The following is a 21027-nucleotide window of genomic DNA, read 5'->3' on the forward strand; positions in this document are numbered from 1 at the left end:
CCCATACCATTAATACCAAGTCTGTTTGCTGCATCCAAGATGCAGCATTTGGGATTTTGACGGAACGTCGCCAAGCCCTGGACATTTCACCCATTTTAGCATAAATCAAAGAAAATCAGTGCTATCAAGCTACCTGTATTTGTAAACATCATCAGCACAGTACTTTCCATGATGCCGTAGCGGGTCATATCCAATACGGAATGCCGATTATGGCTTTGGCGGTGTACCAAAACATCTATCAATAAATAGCCTACCGTTGTTTGTAACAATTTTTGCTCAGATTTGTCAAGTTCAGCTCAGGATTAGTGCTTTAGAAAATATAGTAGCTCGAACAGCACAAAAAGCCCGTCCACGGAAGGAGGTTTTACGCCAACAAGTGGACAGGCTAGGGAGGTAGGTTCCGATGAAACTGGGCGCAAAGTCAATGAGAAAAGCAACGAGTATGTGTTTAGTAAAGTACCATCGTTATCTTTTTAACCGTTTGCACTAGTTGTATGGCAGAGTTTGTTGATAAATCAAATTATTCTCTGAGAGGGTTTTGTCTATGCAACCCTGTGCCCTGACTGTTGGCGTGCTCAAATCAAAACCTGGAACAAAAAGCCTCAATAGTGTCTGGTGCATCTGATCGAAGAATTACTATACTCTACTTGAAGGAGGCTAGTAAAAAACAATATACTTAAACACAATTGATTAAATTAAGCATCAAATGATTGTATTAAGCCACCGTGGGTATTGGAAACTGGAAAAAGAAAAAAATACTAAAGTAGCATTTAGTCGATCTTTCAACTTAGGATTTGGAACAGAAACTGATATTCGAGACTGGAAAGAACAACTAGTTATTGCACATGACCTTGCGACACCAAAAGATTTATTATTTGAAAATTTCCTAGAATTATATTGCAATCATGCCCCCTCTCTTCCCCTTGCAATTAATATAAAATCTGATGGACTTCAAGTTCATCTTAAAAGGCTTTTAGATAAATTCAATGTGAATAATTATTTTGTGTTTGATATGTCTGTTCCAGATGGGTTGGCATATTTGAAGAATGGTATACGCGTATTTACACGGCAAAGCGAATATGAAGTTACTCCATCTTTTTATAAAGAAGCTCATGGGATCTGGTTAGATGAATTCCATGGACATTGGATTAACGAAAAAATTATTAATTTCCATCTTCAAGAAAATAAACAAGTGTGCATTGTTTCCCCTGAATTACACGGCAGAACTTTCGAAATTGAATGGGAACATTACAGAGAAATTCAAAAAAAAGTTGAACCAAATCAATTGATGTTATGTACAGACCATCCGGAATTAGCACAACAATTCTTCAATTATGACTCAAATTAAAGCTGTGATATTCGATATGGATGGGGTACTCATTGATGCTAAAGAATGGCATTATGAAGCTTTGAACCGAGCCCTGGGATATTTCGGTGTTGAAATAACACGTTATGATCACCTAGTCACGTATGATGGGTTACCTACACGTACGAAACTTAAAATGTTGTCTAAAGAAAAAGGATTACCGGAAGGCCTGCATACTTTTTTGAATGATCTTAAGCAAAAATTCACGATGGAAATTATTTTTCAAAAATGTAAACCCATATTCATACACCAATACGCGCTGTCAAAATTAAAAGCTGAAGGCTATACAATGGCTGTTTGTTCTAACTCCATCCGAGATACTGTTTATACTATGCTTACTAAGGCAGCAATATTAAATTATTTCGAATTTTTTTTATCAAACGAAGATGTAACAAAAGGTAAGCCAGATCCTGAAATGTATACAATGGCCATCCATAAATTAGGTTTAAAACCTGAGGAATGTCTGATTGTGGAAGATAATGAACATGGCGTTCAGGCCGCATTAGCATCCGGTGCTCATTTATACAAAGTAGAATCCATTGAGGACGTAAATTGGTATGACATACAACGCCGCATTCATACAATTCAAGTTAACTAAGCATGATTCAAATTTTAGTGCCATTAGCTGGGAGTAGTTCATTTTTTCAAGAAGAGGAATTTCAATATCCCAAACCTTTGATCGAAATTAAGGGCATTCCTATGATACAATGGGTAATTGAATGCCTTCAAAAAATAGAAGGGGCAAAAAAATTCATCTTTATTCTTAATGAGCGTGATTGCACTAAGTTTCATCTTGATGACACAATAAGTATTTTGACAGATAACCAGGCTATCATAGTTAAACTTAAAAATGCCACCAAAGGAGCAATCTGTAGCGCATTAATGGCAATAGATGAATTAGACACTGAATCGCCTCTACTAATTTCAAATGGAGACCAAGTCATTGAAAAAGAACTGCAAGATGCAGTTACTTATTTTGATACATCTCTACTAGATGCAGGAGTTGTTACATTTCAATCAGTACACCCAAAATGGTCTTTCATTCGTACGGAAGGTAATAACGTAGTAGAAACTGCAGAAAAACGGCCCATTAGCCGAGACGCGGTAGCTGGGATATACTATTTTAAGAAAACAAGCTATTTCATTAAAGCTGCTTTTGACGCGCTTTATAAAGATAGTAGCCATGAAGGCTTTTTCTTTATTTCTGCGGCAGTTAATGAACTGATTCTTACAAATCAACAAGTTGGTTATTATAAAATAGAAAATAAGAATTACCATTCCTTCTATTCCCCCCAAAAGATTAAAGAATTTGAATCCCAAAAAACTTTAAAAAACTAATGGAGGTTTTTCATCTCAAAGATATGACTAAAGGCTGGTTCATTGGAAACTTTATCCCAAGCCTTTACCAAACCAATGATGTTGAGGTCGGTATCAAAAACTATCATGCTGGAGAGTATGAGGCATCGCACTATCACGAAATTTCAACTGAGTTTACTGCTGTTATCTCTGGCGAAATAGAAATGAACCAAAAACGATACACAACTGGGGACATAATCATAATACGCCCCTATGAGGTGACCGATTTTAAAGCCATAACAGATGTCACTACTGTAGTCGTAAAAATCCCAGGAGCAAATAACGATAAATACTTAATACAATGATCAATATCGTAATTCCAATGGCTGGCGAAGGTAGCCGCTTCGCAAAAGAAGGATATGAAAAGCCTAAACCTTTTATTGATGTAGCTGGTAAACCAATGATACAAAGGGTTTTAGAAAACCTAAATTTGCCGGACGCCAGATATTATCTAATAGCTAAAAAAAACCATTTAGAAAAGGAATCAGAAATAGTTGCAGATCTTCAGAACAAATTCCCTATTTTGTTTATTCCAATTGAGCAATTAACAGAAGGAACAGCATGCACTGTTCTTTTTGCGCGCAAGTACATCAACAATGATTGCCCACTGGTAATTGCTAATTCTGATCAAATCGTAGATATAAGCATTATTGATTTTATCAATGATTGTAATTACCGTAAGCTCGACGGTTCGATTCTAACATTTTCAGACCCCGGAATGAGCGCTAAATGGTCATATGCAAAAATTAATGATCATGGACGAGTACTTGAAGTCCAAGAAAAAAAACCGATATCAGCGCATGCAACTGTAGGGATTTACTTATTTTCTCGCGGAAAATATTTTGTTGATGGTGCTATAGATATGATCATTAACAATGATAGAGTAAATAATGAATTTTATACTTGCCCTGTTTATAATTTTATGATAAAAGAAAACTTAAATATTGGGATATATCCTATACCACATCAAAATATGCATGGTTTAGGCACTCCTGATGATCTCCAAAAATATCTTAATGGGAATGGATAAAATTGGAATAGTAATTCAAGGACCAACTACATATTTTGCGGAAATTTTGCGTAATTATGTAAATTATGAGTATCTAGTTTGGTCAACCTGGGATGATGAACCAGAACAAAACATTGTCCAACTTGAGAAATCAGGCATCAATTTGGTGTTGAATAAGAAGCCGGTAATAGCAGGTTATTGGAATTGTAATCTTCAATGCATTTCAACATTAAGAGGAATCGAATATTTAAGAAATAAATTTAATGTTAATAAATTTATAAAAGTAAGAAGCGACTTCATAGTTAATCCTGTTCAGGAGTTGATAACACAAATTGAAAATTCATTAAATTACAATAGAATATGTTCAATCGGTTATATGATTGGATACCCCTTTACATTTAAATCAGATTTTTTTATGATAGATTTTATACTTGCAGGTTATTACGAAGATATGGTTTTGTTATTTTCCCCAAAAAGCGAATTGGAAATAGGGCTTCCATTTCCTGAAAAATGGCTTGAAGTTAATTATTTCAAAGAAAAAAGATACATAAAAAAAAATATCAACAAATTAATTAAAAATTATTTTTTTATTTCATCCAAAAAAATCAACTATTTGAATTTAAAAAAGAATATCGATTATAAAGAATATTATGACAATAACAACATTCTTGTTCTGAAGCCGAGAATTAAAGAACGCGTTTTGTATTTTTTATGGATTTTGCCAAAATATATTGTAAAAAAAATAATAAAGTATGAAAAATAGATTGAAACTTGGTCCATAAAACGGCGAAGTCTGGGTTTGTTCTAATTTCGCAATATGTTTTATACTACACGGAATTAGGTTTGCGCAAATTATTTCGAAGAAGCCCTCATAAACCTTAATTTTTCAAAACCTTTTGCACAAAACATGGCTCAGGGCGATATATACTCTATAAGTTGAAAAAAATAAATTACATAACAAACATCGATATAGTTGAGACTTCAGGAGGGTGGTCTTCCATGAACTATAATGTATTTAAACAATTAGAGTTGAAATACCTAGTAAACCTAATTGACAATATTTCGCCTTCATTTGACCTGTTTGAAAAAATATCATCCAAAATTTTAAGAAAATTATTATTCCAAAGGGGGAGTTTCCCCGCTTTTAGTGAATCAAGGCTTTTAAAAATAAAAAACCAGGTTGAATTAAAAATTGACATGACTGCAGATATGAATTTTTTTCATGGGGCTACACCATGGCTTTATATAGAAAGCAAGGCTCCATATTTTGCATACTTAGACGCTTGTTTTGCGACATATATAAATGTTTATCATGATATTGAGGACTTTTCAAAAAAACAAATCGAAACACTATTTAAGTTAGAAGCTCAATTTTTAGGCGATGCAAGTGCAGTCTTTTTTAGTTCAAGGTGGGCATTAGAAGATGCTAAACAACGTTATCAATTAATGGGTAATAATTTTCACTATTCCGGTTTAGGAGGAGGCCTTGAGGATGTTATAACAAATAACCGTGACAAAAATGAGGAAACCTACTTATTATTTATTAGTTGGGATTTTTTGGGAAAAAGAGGCGATAAATTGGTATCAGCCTTTAACCGTATTCAAAATGTTAAAAATTTAAGATTAAAAATAATTGGCCAGAAACCTCCTCAGAAGGTTTTGGAACATCCTGGGATAGACTATTTAGGCGCTTTGAATAAAAACAACCCAAGAGATATGGATCAATTAAGATTGGCGTTTAAAAATGCTTACTGTTTTGTTCTTCCAAGTAGCAAGGATATGACGCCACTCGTACTTGTAGAAGCCGCAAGTATGGGTTGTCCTGTAATATCCATTAACAATTTCGGTATTCCTGAAATTGTTGTGGATGGTCAAACTGGTTTATTGATTGAATCAGATCAGGCAACAATAGAAGATAATTTATTTGATTCAATTCATTGGCTTCTCCAAAACAAAGAGGAAAGAGACAGGATGGGAATTCAAGCAAAACAAAGAATTCAGGAATTCTTCACTTGGGAAGGAGTAGGTGAAAAAATCATAAACATTCTAAATAAGTATTAAAACCAAGTCATTTATGAGCGATTTTTCAGTTGTAATATGCACTTACAACCCAGTTCAACATATTTTTTCCAAATGCTTAGATTCGATACTTGAAGCTGCTAAAATCTGCAAACCAAGTGAAATAATTATTATTGACAACAATTCCAATAACAGGTTTGATCAAGAGGAATATTTTAGAGATTTCATCGAAGTCTCAAATGCTAAGCTCATCAATGAATCTAAGCAAGGTTTGACCCCTGCAAGGCTTAGAGGCATAGCTTCGTCAAGCAGTGATGTTTTGGTTTTCGTAGACGATGACAACATTCTCCGTGCTGATTTTTTTGAAAAAGGAATTAAAATAGCCGAGAAGCACCCTCATATTGGAGCATGGAGTGGTCAGGTTAAGTTGGTGTTTGAGGAAAAACCTCCTGCTTGGACTAAACAATATTGGGGGCTATTGGTTCACCGTGAATTTTCTGTAGATAAGTGGTCAAATCTTCCGCTTCTTGATGAGACCATGCCTTGTGGTGCTGGATTATTTGTTAGAATGCAAGTAGCAAGCTTGTATCGTCAACTTCATTTAGAAGGAAAGCGAACGATTCAACTAGATAGAACTGCCACCTCATTATTATCAGGGGGAGATAACGATCTTGCTGGCTGTGCATGCGATTTAGGTTTGGGAGTTGGTTTATTTAAAGATATAGTTGTAGATCATTTTATTCCAAGTAAACGTCTAAAGCTTGACTATTTATTGAATTTAGCATCAGGCATTTGGGCATCATCTGTTATTTTTAAATCATATCGAGGTGAGCTCCCTCAACGAATTTCCTTGAAACGGAAACTTGTAAATATTCTTAGATTTTTATTTATGAAAAGAAGAGAGCGTGCTTTTTATATCGCAACCTTAAAAGGTCAAAAACAAGGCAAGCAAATATTAAGAGCGTGTCTAAAAAATAAAGGTTAAAAGGGGCTCAGCAACTATCTTTAGTGTTGGGAAAAAAATACGAGATAGATGGTTGAGCATTACAGTCCGCCCTCTGACTCCCAATGGGAAGACATCAAGAAGTTTTGAACCTGGAAAGGAAAAGAAAAATTGATCTTTGAGAATTAGCAGATGCCCTTCGTTATATTGTACGCTGCGGAATTCAGTGGCGAGCTTTGCCAGGTATGTTACCCTAAATGGAAAAACGTGTACTACTATTTTAGCAAAGTGGGTTATTTGTGCCAATATTTCTTTAATTCTAAACAATGTCCTCTGATTTGCAGAATAAAATTTTTAGACACGCTCTAAGAAATGAGTTATAATGTTTTTTAACGAAAACACTTTTTTTAATTTAAAAATCAAAAAATGAAAAAAATCCTACTTTTCTTTTTCTCTCATCGAACTTTGGCACTTTTAAGATGGGATTTATATTTTATGAAACTTAGGTTTTTTAACTTTATTTTTCTAAAGCGACGAACATTAGATAAAAGATTGAAAATTCCTTCTGACCGTAAATTTCTTAATTTAGGTAGCGGCCCAAGAGGTATAAATAACGAAAAGTGGGTAAATATCGATGGATTTAAGGATCTAAATGTTCATTTTTTATGCGATTTCAATAGAAAACTTCCCTTTAATAATGAAACATTTGACGGGATTTTTTGTGAGCATGTTTTAGAACATTTCGACTTTAATAGTGGAAGGTTATTGCTTAATGAATGTTACAGAGTCTTGAAAAAAGGAGGAGTGATGAGAATAATTGTTCCTGATGGCGAAAAAATTCTACGTTCTTATTTTGATGACCCTTCCTTTATCGTAAACTACAAAAACTGCAATTCTGGACTACCGATGGAAGCTGTAAATAGTTGGTTTTACCAGCGTTATGAACATCAATGTATTTATGACGAACCATATATGGGTTACTTATTGAAAAGCGTAGGCTTCTCTTCTTCAACAAAAACAAGTTTTAAGGAAACTACTTTTCAAGAAAAAGAATTGGTTGTTGATGATGAAAAATATAGTTGGGAAAGTCTATATTTTGAAACATTTAAATAGCTACACCTCACGCCGTAATGTATATGCCGAATATTTTTGAAACTGACTGAATGAGCTTTTTTGGCAGTTTTTATTGGCTTCGAAAATAAATTGACTTGTTGAAACTCAGTCTATATTACGTAAGTGTATATACGACGGACCTTAACTTATAGATTACTGTATATAAAATTCTGTACATTCTGCTACCCTAAATTATTACATTAACAGATCAACAAGTGTTTCTCATAAAATCGTAGGCCTCTAGATCAAGCACTTTTTCAAATTGAATTCTTATTTGAAAAAAAATAGTGATCTTAGAGAAGACAAGGGCTGAGTGTGATTATTAAAAATGTATTTTGCAATGAAAATAATCAACATTGTTGAAAACCTCGACAAAGGGGCCGTTGAAAATTGGTTGGTAAGGGTTTTTATTGAATCTAAAAAAATTGAGCCTGATTGGGAGTGGACGTTCTACTGCCTTTTGGGAAAACCTGGCAGATTGAACGAGATTGTAGAAAACTCTGGAGGAAAGATTGTGTATTCTCCTGTAAGTATAAGCAATAAGCTCCTGTTTCTAATGCACTTGAGAAAGGCATTGCAAGCTGGAAACTATGACATTGTTCATTCTCACCATGATTATCTTAGTGGTTTTTACAGTCTAGCGATGCTTGGTTTGTCTTTTAAAAACACTATTCTTCACATCCACAATACAGACGAAGCTTTACCCGTAGGTAACCCATACTTGCATAAAGTCCTACTGCCTATTTTGAAATGGATTGGAGTTGGAATGAACAAAACAATAATTGGAATTTCCGAGCATACGCTGGAAACATTTATTGGAAAAAGCAAGAGGCTCAAGCAGAAAGCTAGTGTTCTATACTATGGAATTTCCCTCAATCAATTCCAAGCAGATGTAGATAGTCAAGCATTCCGAGCAGAAGTTTCACTACCTAATACGGCCAAAATTATGCTTTTTATTGGGAGGATGAATGAATTCAAAAACCCATTATTTGTGGTTGAAGTATTAGCAGAAATTTTGAAAAAAAGAGACGAGGTGTACGCAGTTTTTGTTGGAGAAGGTGACGAAAGCGGAAAAGTGGTACAGAAAGCCAAGGAATTAGACCTATATGACCGCATTAGAATCCTGGGATGGCGAAATGACTCTGCCCGAATTATGAAAAGTTCGGATGTTTTTATCTTTCCACGATTGGAACATCCCAAAGAAGGACTAGGCCTGGTTGTGGTCGAAGCTCAAGCCGCGGCTCTTCCGATGCTAATTACACATGCTATAGTCAAAGACGCTATCGTTATTGAGAAGTTAGCATTTTACATGGAACTAAAAAACAACCCAAAAGATTGGGCAAATCAAGTTGATAAAATAATTTCAGGACCTAAAATAATTTCTAATGAAGATGCATGTTCGCTCATGACACAGTCTCGATTCGACTTAAGGATTGCTACATTGAATTTACTGAATCTATATTCACCCAAATTAGTATGAGAGTATTACATGTAATTGATGGCTTTGGAGCTGGAGGGGCAGAAACATGGTTAGTGAAAGCTGTGAAGTATTTAAAAGAAAATCAACAGCTCAATGTAAGTTTTGATTTTTTGTGTACTGGCGGAGTGAAACGAGTTTTTGACGAAGAGGTAATTGCACTAGGGTCGAAAATTTTTTACGTAAAATTTTCAAGGTCAACAGTGTTTAAATTCACTAAAACAGTAAGAGAGATATTAGCTGCAAATCAATACGATGCGGTACATCACCACCAAGATTTTGTATCTGGTTGGCATTTTTTGTTGGGACTAGGCCTTTTGCCAAAGATAAGAATCAGTCACCTGCACAATCCATATAATTTTGTCAGAAACTACATAGTGAGTAATTCCAGATGTGTTTCGTACATTCTTGGCAGGTTCTTCTCATATATTTTATCAACAAAAATAACAGGTACTTCTGAATCAGTAATGCGTGAATATGGCTTGCACAAATGGCCCTATTCAGTAAAAAAAATTCAACCAATCTATTGCGGGTTTGATTCAAAAAATTTCTTTTTTGACAAAGAATGTAAACAAAATGTGTGCGAAGAAATGGAATGGAAAGACTTCAAACAGATAAAAATCGCACTATTTATTGGTAGAATTGGCCTTCAAGACTACGATTCAGCTAAGAACCAGAAAAATCCTGAATTCGCTTTTCAAATAGCGAAGGAATTGATTTTATCCGATAAAAGTTGGAAATTTCTTTTTGTCGGTTACAAAGGAAAGACTGCGAATATATTTGAGCAGGAATTAAGAGAACTTGGAATTGACCAAGACATTAAATTTCTAGGACTAAGAAAGGATATCCCAAGTCTATTGTCGTCAAGCGATGTACTTGTTTTTCCCTCTTTTTGGGAAGGTTTAGGCATGGTGGCTGTAGAGGCTCAGGCAAATGGCTTGAATGTATTGATGTCAGAAGGTGTTCCTCAGGAAGCTATTGTTTGTGAGGATTTGGTCAAAGTAAAAAAACTTGAAGACGGGGTTATCGAATGGGTTTATGAAATTAAAAGTACACCTAGTCATGACTCAGAGAGAAGAGCTTCATATTGCAATAAAATTGAACTATCGCCTTTTTCAATTCAGAACTCAGTACGCAGAATGATTCAAAACTATCAGTAAGCAATGCATATAAACCGGATATTTATAAACACATATAGATACGATTTTGATCATGCAAAAATCTGTATCGCCAGTATTCGTTATTGGTATCCCGATATTCCTATCTATTTAATAAAAGACTACGGAAAGGGCGATCCGCTTTCACGGAAAGCAGAAAGATGGTGGAATATAAAAACACTGAAACTTACACGCAAAAAATTTAATTGGGGATACGGAAAGCTAGAGCCATTGTTTTTAGATTCTAACGAATGTTTTTTAATTCTTGATGCTGATACTGTGATCACGGGCCCTGTTTTAGATATTGTTGCAAACATTGAAAGCGATTTTGTGGTGGATGATGAAGTTCAATCCAAAGAGAGATTCAACGAGATTTATTATAATCTTGATCGGATCAATGAAATAGAAGATACCTTTATCTATCCTGGTTATAGCTTTAATACAGGACAATGGTTTGGAAAAACTGGTGTACTCGAAAGAAAAGATTTTGAATTAACATTGAACTGGAGTGACCCTCCGTCTACTAAATACCCCCAAATAATTTTCAACAATGACCAAACGCACTTGAATTTTGTAATTCACCTTTATGAACAGCAAAATAAGTTAAAAGTTACCAGACTTAAATTAATGATTTGGCCGAAATTAGGCAATGCAGATTTTATTGACTTAAACAATATCAAAAAAAAAGAAGGTAGCTACCCTTTTGTAATTCACTGGGCAGGAATGAAATTTAATTCTATTACCAGTTACCCGAGAGCAGATATTTTACTTTTCTATCGTAACTATTTTTACTCAAACCAATCTCAGATTACTAAGAAAATAGATTTTTTTATTGCAGCTTACTTGAGAATAGAAAACAAGGTCAAGAATTTCTTCAAGTCTAAATTTCTTTCCTAGAGTCCATGGATATTCTTTATATAGGTCATTACAGTAATGGTTCTACAAGTAGAATGCGGGGGGAATATCTTAAGGAGTTACTTGCGGTAAAAAGCTTTACGCTCGTTAATATAGATGTTCCTTTGTTACAAACAAGCAGGATATTCCGATCAATTGGCTGGCGCTTCAAAAAAGGACCTTTGATAAAAAGGCTCAATAGATATCTAATTTCAGTGATTATGGATAAATGGGATTATGATCTTGTTTGGGTCGATAAGGGAGTGTTCATCAAGCCTGAAATCATTCAAAAACTGGCCACTCACTCAAAATTGATGGTTCACTTTACTCCAGATCCTGCATTTACTTATCATAGATCTAAATTATTTTTTGATGCAATCAAGTACTATGACTATTGCATTACTTCTAAATTGTTTGAAGTTGAAAGCTATTATCAAAAAGGTGGAAAAAATGTATTAACGTGTACGCAAGGGTATCACCCGGATATCCACAAACCTTACTATTCTTTTGAAGAGAAAGAAGGAGTTGTCTTTATAGGACATCATGAAAAAAATAGGGAAATTGTAGTGGAGGAAATTCTCAAAGAGGGCATCAGTTTAACCTTGGCAGGAATTGGCTGGAAAAATTTGGCTAAGAAATGGAATAATAAATCACATTTTCATTATCTAGGTGATGGCGTATTTGCAAATGAATACGCACAAGTCATCTCCAAAGCGTTGATTGGCATTGGCTTCCTTTCAAAAATTATCCCAGAGGAGCATACCACCAGGACTTTGGAAATTCCAGCTTGTGGTACGGTTTTACTAACAGAATCAACCAGGGAGACCAGATCTATTTTCATGGAAGATGAAGCGCTGTTTTTTAATAGCCCAGAAGAAATAGTCGGAATCCTGAAAAGAACACTAAAGGATAAGCCATTGTTAAGAGCTATTTCAGAAAGGGGCACAGCGAAAACCATTCGGGATGGGTATGATTACAAATCGATACTTATTCGCATCCTTAAACAAATGAATATCACAAGAACATGATCCAGCAGATTATTGGACAGCTATTTAGAATTTTGCCTGCTTTTCGGGGAAAAAATAGGTTGGCTTCACTTTTTATTTGGAGTAGACAAAAAACTGTTAATGCCCTCATTGAAGGCAAAAATAATGTTAAATATTACATTCCAAATATCAAAGAGGCTATTGGATTTAACTTGTTCGTTAACGGAGAATATGAAACCGATAACATTAATTTCATAGTTGAGAGAATCCCTGAGAATGGCGTTTTTATTGATGTGGGTGCAAATATTGGGGCAATAACCGTATCTATTGCAAAGCAGAGGCCAGATGCTCGCATCATAGCCATTGAGGCCTCACCAAGGGTCTTTGAATACCTAAGCAAAAATATAGAAGTAAACAATTGCGCTAATGTAGAGATTTTCAACAACGCAATAGCAGAGGAAGATGATAGAAATGTCCCTTTTTACAGTCCAGAAGAGCTTTTTGGAAAAGGCAGTCTGAGCCCAGTTTTCACTGCTAAGCCCGAGATGGTTCAAACCATTACTTTGGATTCATTGCACAAAAAAATAACTTTCCCAAAAGTGGATTTTATTAAGGTTGATGTTGAAGGATTCGAAAAAATGATCTTCTTAGGCGGGGCTGAGTTACTATCGAATGATAATGCGCCCAAAGTGCTCTTTGAATTTTCTGCTTGGATGGAAAGTCAATTGGATGACAGTAAAGCGGGAGATGCTCAAAGGATACTTATGGACTATGGCTACAAACTTTTTGATGCAACCAATCCTCAGCGACTCACACCAATTCTTGAACCCAAAACAGATGGTGACTATATGATTTATGCTCAAAAACAACTATTGGCATAGCTTAGATTTAAAATATTTTGTCGAAGTATGAATCGGTTGCTATCTTCAGGTTGTTCAAAATTAAAAAGCAAAGAGTAGAATGTACCAGCAAAAAAACGCAAAACCGATCTTCAATGAGAAGTTATCCTAAACATTTGCCCTTTCAAATTTTGTTAAAAAATCGATTTTATCTTGATTTAGAATTGTAAAAAAATCATTTAAAAAGATAAGTAAAAAAATTTCGACTATTCCTTCTATTTGGGTATGTATAAAAAATCTCTATTATTTATTATATGGTTTTAAAAAAATCAACTTAACCATAGCGCTATGCTTTTCAATTCTTTTGATTTTACGATATTTTTATTAATTGTTTTCACTTTATATTGGTTCGTGGCACAAAAAAGTTTCATGTTCCAAAATATACTTTTATTAGTCTCAAGCTATACTTTTTACGCATGTTGGGATTGGCGATTTTTATTTTTACTCATTTTCTCTACATTACTGGATTTTTATTCAGGAATTAAAATAGCGCAAACAAAAAATCATATTTTAAAAAGAAACTGGTTATATTTGAGCATTATAATTAATCTTGGTTTTCTTGGGATATTTAAGTATTACAATTTTTTTGCAACTTCATTTGAGGCTGTACTTTCTAATTTCGGATTAGAGGTAAACGTTTGGACGTTGACAGTGATATTACCTGTTGGTATTTCTTTTTATACTTTTCATGGTCTTTCTTATGTTATAGATGTCTATAATGATAGAATAAAGCCTGAAATTAATTTTATAAATTATTCAGTTTTTGTGAGCTTTTTTCCTCTCCTTGTTGCTGGACCGATAGAAAGAGCTACTCATCTTTTACCTCAAATCCAGAATAATAGATCTTTTGACAAAGTAAAAGCCGTTGATGGGCTAAGGCAAATATTATGGGGCTTATTTAAAAAAGTTGTAATTGCAGATAATTGTGCTAAGATTGCGAATTATATTTTCGAAAATAATATGGACTTAACTGGAAGTACATTGTTTATCGGAGCAATTTTTTTTGCCTTCCAAATTTATGGTGATTTTTCGGGGTATTCTGATATTGCTTTGGGTACAGCCAGGCTTTTTGGGATCGAATTGCTCAGAAATTTCGCGTATCCATATTTTTCAAGGGATATTGCAGAGTTTTGGAGACGCTGGCACATCTCACTATCATCATGGTTCAAAGACTATTTATATATCCCACTTGGCGGAAACAAGGGCTCAGGATGGGTAAGAACACGGAACGTATTTATAATATTTATTGTAAGCGGCTTTTGGCATGGCGCCAATTGGACTTTTATTATTTGGGGCTTTTTAAATGCTTTATATATAATGCCATCTATTATTTTTCGCTCCAATAGAATAAACATTGAAGTAGTTGCAAAAGATAAAATTTTACCTACAATGGTCGAATTTACTTCTATTTGCTGCACTTTTTGTTTAACCGTATTTGCTTGGATTTTTTTCAGAGCAGAGAACGTAACTCATGCTTTAGAAATTTTTTCTAAAATTTTTTCTAAATCATTTTTTACCTTTCCTTTTTTTAACGACGAGACCATTAGTAAATTTGCCATTCTTTCAGCTTTGTTTATATTGTTTTTTGTAGTTATTGAATGGATTGGAAGAAGAGAACAATATGCGATTGCTAGTTTTTTAATGAAAAAACATCAACTATATCGCCTATCTTTTTACTATTTTTTATTGATCATTATTTTTATTTTTGCTGGCACAAATCAGCAATTTATTTATTTTCAATTTTAATAAATTCATAGATTAATATCATTTTGATGTGGTAATTCCTGATATGAAATTTATCTTGTTAAGCTTCTTAAGAAATTCAGCATTGATTCTATTGATTTTTTGGCTTTCAATTAATTTTCCTAATACTCATGCACAAGGCTTGGCGAACACCAGTATCGATTAAACGATTATGGAAGTTTGTCAAGGTAGAAGTTTGTGCAAGAAACTATTTTCTCGATTTCCGATGCCAATTTTTTATGCAATCATCGGCTTTTGAATTATGCCTAAGGATTCAGGCTTTGTGCAAATGGGTTTTGAAAATCCAAATTTTATAGGTATTCCCTGGAACGAGTTGCACAAAACCTGAATCTGTGAGGTATGAAAACGAATTTAAAATACTCTATCTAGAATACTAAACATGAAAAGATTTATTATTAAAGTTGCTATTTTTTTCCTTCCTGTAATAGTGTTAGCTTATTCGATTGATTCATTTATTTCCTTAAATTTAAAAAAATCTAACACTTATACAGGGGGCGAATATCAAACTTGGGATGCAATTTTTGAAGGCACTATAAATGCTGATATTCTTATATATGGATCTTCTAGAGCATGGGTTCATATAAATCCAACAATGATAAGTAATGAATTTAATGTACCTGCATACAATTTAGGTATAGATGGCCATAATTTTAGATTGCAAAACTTAAGGCACGAATTATTGTTGAAATACAACAAAAAACCTAAAATGATTATACATTCTTTAGATGTATTTACCCTTCAAAAAGGCGCGAATTTAAACAACCCTGACCAATTTTTACCATATATGTTGTGGAATGAAGAAATTGAAAAAGCAATTATGCCATATGTTGGATACAAGTTTTGGGATTATCGAATTCCTTTACTGAGATATTATGGAAAGCCAAGCGCAATCAAAACGGCAATTTACATGTATTTATTTCCCAAAAACAACCCAGTTAAGAGAATTAGAGGATATCAAGGGCAGAATATATCGTGGAATTCTGATTTTAATAAAGCAAAAACAAAATTAAAAAATTATCGAGTTATTATCGATAAAACGTCGATGAATTTGTTTGAAGCATATTTAAAATACTGCAGATCAAATAATATTTTTTTAGTGTTTGTTTATACGCCAGAATACATTGAAGGTCAAAAATTTATAAAAAACAAAAGTGAAATCATAAAAATTTACAACAATTACAGTAAAAAATACTCAATACCTTTTTATGATTTTTCACAAGATGAAATTTCATATAATAAAAAAATGTTTTACAACTCAATGCATATGAATCTTGCAGGATCTAAATTGTTCACTAGAAAATTAATAGATACACTTGATAAAAATGGGTTAATGAATTTTTTTGAAAACAGGAGGAAATAACTAACTCGTTTTGAATGCTAAATAGGCCACATGTTTACTCTGCTTGAAATCTAGAAAGCTTATATACCACCAATGATTGCACTTGATTCCTTTTGACAAGTTAAAATACCTAAGTAATCTGGTCTAAATGTTTATTCATTAAGTTAAACTCTTTTGCCTGTCAATTGATTGAATGGAGTTTTATTCGCCAAATTTTGCTGAGCATAGGGTGATTTTTGAACGCGATTATTTTGTATTTATGGAAAGAATGATGGGTAATGTTATTGGAATAATGGTTACAATCTTTGTTACCATTTACCTGGGTGATACTTGGGGTGTTTCTAATTATCAAACTCTAAGCATTTTTCTACTTATTTTTCTTTTCATCAAAATTGTGAGAGGATTCGGTCAGACCGTTTGGGTCTTTCTAGATGTTATTTCTCTACTACTTGTGCTGACTTGTTTGATTACGCCAATGGTTTTTTACCTTCATTTTACAGAAGCACACTTCTTAACGCGTTTATGGGTTAAGGCTATGCCGATTAGTTCTAAGGAATATTATGATTATGCATTTCCCGCTTCTCTAAGTTTGATTGCAGGGTTCAATCTACCTTTAATCAAAAGAATAAACCTTAAGTATAAAATTAAAGAATACATTAATTTATCTTTGTTAAAAAGACCTATTAGGGTCAGTTTTTTACTGATTCTGATTAGTCTTTTTGCGACGTTTATGTTTCCTTTTGTGTCTGAAGGAGTCAAATTCTTTATCTTTTTAATGATAAAATTGTCTTTTGTAGGCTTGTTTTACCTATTTTTTTCGGGAACCCGAATGAATTACATATGGTTATTGATTGCAGGAGTTTTATTGATTACTCAAGCTTTGCAATCCGGAATGTTTGGGGAATTAATTTTTATCACTTTAATATTTTTAATTCTTTTTACTATAGGTAATAATTATAGTTTTATTTTTAAAACTGTTATGATTTTACTTGGCATTTGCATTATATTTTTGATTCAGAGTATAAAGCAGGATTACCGTGTTCAAATTACAGAAGGAAAAAATGGCCAATCCTATTTTTCAATTTTCTCAACATTAATTTCAAGTCGCTTTAGTAACACCAATGATGCTTTTTCAGAAGAACGACTTTTTCATATTGCTGACCGGTTCAACCAGGGAAGACTAGTCGCGCATGTTATCAAAAGAGTACCCGCCGTAGTCCCTTTCGCGAACGGAGAAACAATCACTACTTCCCTAATCGCATCCGTTGTTCCTAGGTTTCTTTGGCTAAATAAACCAAAGGCAGGAGGAAAACAAAATATAGAAAAAATTCTGGGCTGGAACTTGGGTAATACTAGTATGAATATAGGGCTTCTAGGAGAAAGTTTTGCAAACTTCGGGGCTTTCTGGGGATGTCTATTCCTATTTATTTATGGATTTTTATTTCAATGGTGTTATAATTTTGTCATTAAACTTTCCCATAAACATCCGACTGTAATTATATGGATTCCAATCTTATTTTTTCAGGCAATTGGTGTTGAAAATGACGTACTTACGGTTGTTAATCACTTGATTAAAACAGGATTCTTTGTGTTTATAATGTACCGAATTTTCCCAATGATTTTTAAAATTAAATTGTAACACAATTTGCAGCCTCTACTGATCCTCAGCGACTGGTTTTTTCCCGGCTATCGCGCAGGCGGCCCCATCCAGTCCGCCTACAATTTTGCGATAGCCATGCGGGCGCATTATCCCATTAAGGTATTGACCACTGATCGAGATTTGGAGGCCGCGGTGCCTTATGCCGGAGTCGTACCCGAGTGCTGGCAACCTTTTGAAGGAACGGAAGTAGAAGTATTGTACACTGCCGCGCCAGCTTTGAGTGCCCGGCGCATTTTGCGTTACCTCCGACAGGTGCAGCCACAGTACCTGTACTTAAATAGTATGTTTTCCTTGTATTTTACTTTGTTGCCCTTGTTGTTTTTCCGTTTGGGCTGGATCAAAACCCAAGTGGTCTTGGCCCCTCGTGGCATGCTCAAAGCCAGTGCCTTACAGTTCAAGACACGCAAAAAGCAACTGTTTTTACAACTGTTCCGTTGGAGTGGTTTACCACAGTCCGTCGTGTTTCACGCCAGCGATGCCCAGGAGAAGAAAGACATCGAGCGAATATTTGGTTCGCGGTGCAAGATAGTAGTCGTCCCCGATTTTCCAGCTCCAGTTTTGCCCTTGGCGCAGCCCAAGGGCAAAAACACCGTAGCCCGTTTTTTATTGCTGGGGCGCATTCACCCCATCAAAAACGTACACCTAGCCATTGCCCAGTTTCGGGAATGCCCCGTACCTGCCGAACTGGCCATCATCGGCAGCAACGAAGACGCGGCCTATTGGCAGCAGTGCGCTGCACTTTTGGCCGATCTTCCGGCCCATTTGCAGGTACATTACCGGGGCGAGTTGCCCCATCCGCAGGTACGCGCCTTGTTGCCGGAATACGATTTTTTGTTGCTACCCACCCAGGGCGAAAATTTTGGGCACGCCATTTTTGAAGCTTTTGCGGCGGGTTTGCCCGTCATCATCAGTGATCAAACACCCTGGAAAGATTTACAAAACCAGCAGATTGGTTGGGATTTGCCGTTGGATCAGCCTGCTGGCTTTGCCGAGGCCATTGCTCAGGCGGCAAGGATGAGTCAGGAACAATACGCGCAATGGTCGGCTCAAGCGCAGGCGTTTGCGCAGGGTTTTGTAGAAAAAGCGGGTTTGAAAGCTGCTTACCTTCATTTGTTTAGTTAAAGCCCCATAAAATTATACCTAGAACATGTACACACTTGGACTAAACGCCTACCACGGCGACTCTTCGGCCTGCATTTACCGCCACAACGAGCTATTGGTAGCCACTGAAGAAGAGCGCATTCGCCGCATCAAACACTGGGCGGGTTTGCCCACCGAGGCGGTCAAGTTTTGCCTCGATGAAGCGGGCATCACCCTGGCCGAGGTGGATGTGATTGCCATTTCGCGCGATCCGCAGGCCAAGTTTATGGAAAAGGTATGGTACACTTTGCGCAAGGGTGTCAAGCTGCGCAGCATATTGGACCGCGCCAAAAATTCCCTCAACGTAGGGGCCTTCAAAAAAGAGTTGGCGGAAGCCTTTGGCTACCAGGAGGCCGACCTGAAGGCCCGGGTTGTGTACGCTGAACACCACCGCAGTCACCTGGCTTCGGCCTATTTTGTATCCCCCTTTGCCGATGCAGCCTTGTTGAGCATCGATGGGATGGGCGACTTTTCGTCCACCATGCGCGGCTACACCAAAAACGGCAAAATGGAGGTCATCGACAGTGTATCCTATCCCCATTCCTTGGGTATTTTTTATACGGCCCTGACCCAGTGGTTGGGTTTTCCCCACTACGGCGACGAATACAAGGTGATGGGCCTGGCCCCCTACGGGCAGCCCACTGAGCAGGACAAAGTAGCCCAACTCATCCTGCTCAAAGACAATGGTTTGTTTGAGCTCAATCCCCGCTTTTTTCGGCACTTCAAAGAAGGCGTAAACATGGATTGGCAAGGCGGTTCGCCCCACGTAGGCACCCTGTACACCGAGGCTTTGTGTACCTTGTTGGGGCCTGCGCGCAGCCCGGACGAGCCCCTGAGCGACTACCACCGCAACCTGGCCACCTCGGTACAACGGATGGCGGAAAAAGTGATTTTCCACCTGGCCGAAGATTTGCAGCGCAAAACCGGGCAAAAAAACCTCTGTCTGGCCGGTGGCGTAGCTCAAAATTCGGTGGCCAATGGTAAATTGCTGGCCAATACTTCCTTTGAAAAACTCTTTGTACCCCCCGCCGGGCACGATGCGGGTACCAGTATCGGGGCGGCACTCTACGCCTTACACCAGGTCGACAATCAGCCTCGGGCGCCCTTCCGGCACCAGGCCTACACGGGTGCCTGCTTCAGCAACGAACAGATCGAGGCGTATTTGCAGTCGCGGGGCATTGCCTACCAGCGCTATACCGACGAGGAACTTTTCCCCCACGTAGCCGAGGCGCTGCACCAGGGGGCGGTGATCGGTTGGTTTCAGGGGCGGGCCGAGTTTGGTCCCCGGGCCCTGGGCAATCGCTCGATCATCGTGGACCCCAGTCGGCCCGATGCCAAAGATTTATTGAACTCAAAAATCAAACGCCGCGAAAGTTTTCGGCCTTTTGCACCGTCTATTTTGAAGGAAGCCGTGTTGGATTACTTTGAGCAAGACGACGATGTGCCCTTTATGGAGAAGGTGTTCCTGATCCGGCCCGACAAACGGGCGAGTATTCCGGCGGTCACGCACGTAGATGGCACCGGACGCCTACAAACCGTGGAGGAGCGGGACAACCCACGTTACCACCGTTTGATCAAAACTTTTGCTGAAAAATCTGGAGTTCCCATCCTGTTGAATACCTCTTTTAACGAAAACGAACCCATCGTAAACAGCCCTGAACACGCGCTGGAATGTTTCCTGCGCACCCAAATGGACCTCTTGGTATTGGAAAACGTGGTGGTGTCTCGTTAAACCCCACTCCCTCTTACAAACCTTTTCTTTTTTTTGACTCACTGCCTCAACGGAGGAGTTGAGTGAGCCCTTTACTACCGCACGAGGTGGTAATTGTGGTATATTGGAAAAAAAATGAGCTACTCTAGCAAAGTGGATGAGAATAGTTATATCCACTACCCAGAAGTTAGAAG

Annotated in this window: 20 protein-coding genes; 19 read left to right on the plus strand and 1 reads right to left on the minus strand. The window is 36.6% G+C overall.

Annotated features, from left to right (window positions below; genetic code table 11):
• Positions 1-95: 95 nt before the first annotated feature.
• On the minus strand, positions 96-269 hold the full coding sequence (locus tag ACO08K_RS13675; protein WP_421796966.1) for a hypothetical protein: 174 nt from the start codon (positions 267-269) through the stop codon (positions 96-98).
• Between the two features lie 437 nt (positions 270-706).
• On the opposite strand from ACO08K_RS13675, the gene ACO08K_RS13680 reads away from it, so the two are divergent.
• The 19 genes from ACO08K_RS13680 (at position 707) to ACO08K_RS13770 (ending at position 20854) form a co-directional block, all read left to right on the plus strand.
• Positions 707-1348 (plus strand): hypothetical protein, encoded by a 642-nt coding sequence (locus ACO08K_RS13680; protein ID WP_421796967.1) that lies wholly within the window; start codon positions 707-709, stop codon positions 1346-1348.
• Complete coding sequence (locus ACO08K_RS13685; protein WP_421796968.1) at positions 1335-1964, plus strand: HAD family hydrolase; 630 nt, start codon at positions 1335-1337, stop codon at positions 1962-1964. Before ACO08K_RS13680 ends, ACO08K_RS13685 begins: the two co-directional genes overlap by 14 nt.
• Positions 1965-1966: 2 nt before the next feature.
• Positions 1967-2704 carry a glycosyltransferase family 2 protein gene (locus ACO08K_RS13690; protein ID WP_421796969.1) on the plus strand — a complete coding sequence of 246 codons (738 nt, stop codon included), beginning with the start codon at positions 1967-1969 and terminating at the stop codon, positions 2702-2704.
• Entirely contained in the window at positions 2704-3027 is a 324-nt protein-coding gene (locus ACO08K_RS13695; protein WP_421796970.1) for a hypothetical protein, read from the plus strand. Before ACO08K_RS13690 ends, ACO08K_RS13695 begins: the two co-directional genes overlap by 1 nt.
• Positions 3027-3752: a glycosyltransferase family 2 protein gene (locus ACO08K_RS13700; protein ID WP_421798314.1), complete on the plus strand. Its 726-nt coding sequence runs from the start codon at positions 3027-3029 to the stop codon at positions 3750-3752. Before ACO08K_RS13695 ends, ACO08K_RS13700 begins: the two co-directional genes overlap by 1 nt.
• Entirely contained in the window at positions 3745-4494 is a 750-nt protein-coding gene (locus tag ACO08K_RS13705; RefSeq protein ID WP_421796971.1) for a hypothetical protein, read from the plus strand. The genes ACO08K_RS13700 and ACO08K_RS13705 overlap by 8 nt, the downstream gene beginning before the upstream one ends.
• Before the next feature lie 266 nt (positions 4495-4760).
• Complete coding sequence (locus ACO08K_RS13710; RefSeq protein WP_421796972.1) at positions 4761-5792, plus strand: glycosyltransferase family 4 protein; 1032 nt, start codon at positions 4761-4763, stop codon at positions 5790-5792.
• A gap of 13 nt (positions 5793-5805) precedes the next feature.
• On the plus strand, positions 5806-6735 hold the full coding sequence (locus tag ACO08K_RS13715; protein WP_421796973.1) for a glycosyltransferase: 930 nt from the start codon (positions 5806-5808) through the stop codon (positions 6733-6735).
• 384 nt (positions 6736-7119) lie between these two features.
• Complete coding sequence (locus ACO08K_RS13720) at positions 7120-7806, plus strand: class I SAM-dependent methyltransferase (RefSeq protein ID WP_421796974.1); 687 nt, start codon at positions 7120-7122, stop codon at positions 7804-7806.
• A 340-nt stretch (positions 7807-8146) separates the two neighbouring features.
• Positions 8147-9286 carry a glycosyltransferase gene (locus tag ACO08K_RS13725; protein ID WP_421796975.1) on the plus strand — a complete coding sequence of 380 codons (1140 nt, stop codon included), beginning with the start codon at positions 8147-8149 and terminating at the stop codon, positions 9284-9286.
• On the plus strand, positions 9283-10443 hold the full coding sequence (locus tag ACO08K_RS13730; RefSeq protein ID WP_421796976.1) for a glycosyltransferase: 1161 nt from the start codon (positions 9283-9285) through the stop codon (positions 10441-10443). Before ACO08K_RS13725 ends, ACO08K_RS13730 begins: the two co-directional genes overlap by 4 nt.
• Before the next feature lie 3 nt (positions 10444-10446).
• A complete protein-coding gene (locus ACO08K_RS13735; protein ID WP_421796977.1) occupies positions 10447-11337 on the plus strand; it encodes a hypothetical protein in 891 nt (296 codons plus the stop codon).
• 218 nt (positions 11338-11555) lie between these two features.
• Positions 11556-12362, plus strand: coding sequence for a CgeB family protein (locus ACO08K_RS13740; protein WP_421796978.1), 807 nt, complete (start codon positions 11556-11558; stop codon positions 12360-12362).
• A complete protein-coding gene (locus tag ACO08K_RS13745; protein ID WP_421796979.1) occupies positions 12359-13201 on the plus strand; it encodes an FkbM family methyltransferase in 843 nt (280 codons plus the stop codon). The genes ACO08K_RS13740 and ACO08K_RS13745 overlap by 4 nt, the downstream gene beginning before the upstream one ends.
• A 306-nt stretch (positions 13202-13507) precedes the next feature.
• Positions 13508-14965: an MBOAT family O-acyltransferase gene (locus ACO08K_RS13750; protein WP_421796980.1), complete on the plus strand. Its 1458-nt coding sequence runs from the start codon at positions 13508-13510 to the stop codon at positions 14963-14965.
• Between the two features lie 397 nt (positions 14966-15362).
• Positions 15363-16343: a hypothetical protein gene (locus ACO08K_RS13755; RefSeq protein WP_421796981.1), complete on the plus strand. Its 981-nt coding sequence runs from the start codon at positions 15363-15365 to the stop codon at positions 16341-16343.
• 172 nt (positions 16344-16515) lie between these two features.
• Positions 16516-17961, plus strand: coding sequence for a hypothetical protein (locus ACO08K_RS13760; RefSeq protein ID WP_421796982.1), 1446 nt, complete (start codon positions 16516-16518; stop codon positions 17959-17961).
• Positions 17962-17967: 6 nt separating this feature from the next.
• The gene (locus tag ACO08K_RS13765) at positions 17968-19104 is read left to right on the plus strand and encodes a glycosyltransferase family 4 protein (RefSeq protein WP_421796983.1); all 1137 of its coding nucleotides are present in this window, start codon (positions 17968-17970) and stop codon (positions 19102-19104) included.
• Between the two features lie 25 nt (positions 19105-19129).
• The gene (locus tag ACO08K_RS13770) at positions 19130-20854 is read left to right on the plus strand and encodes a carbamoyltransferase (RefSeq protein WP_421796984.1); all 1725 of its coding nucleotides are present in this window, start codon (positions 19130-19132) and stop codon (positions 20852-20854) included.
• Positions 20855-21027 lie beyond the last annotated feature (173 nt).

It is taken from the genome of Haliscomenobacter sp. (genome assembly GCF_965225875.1).
In the GTDB taxonomy this organism is placed as follows: Bacteria; Bacteroidota; Bacteroidia; order Chitinophagales; family Saprospiraceae; genus Haliscomenobacter.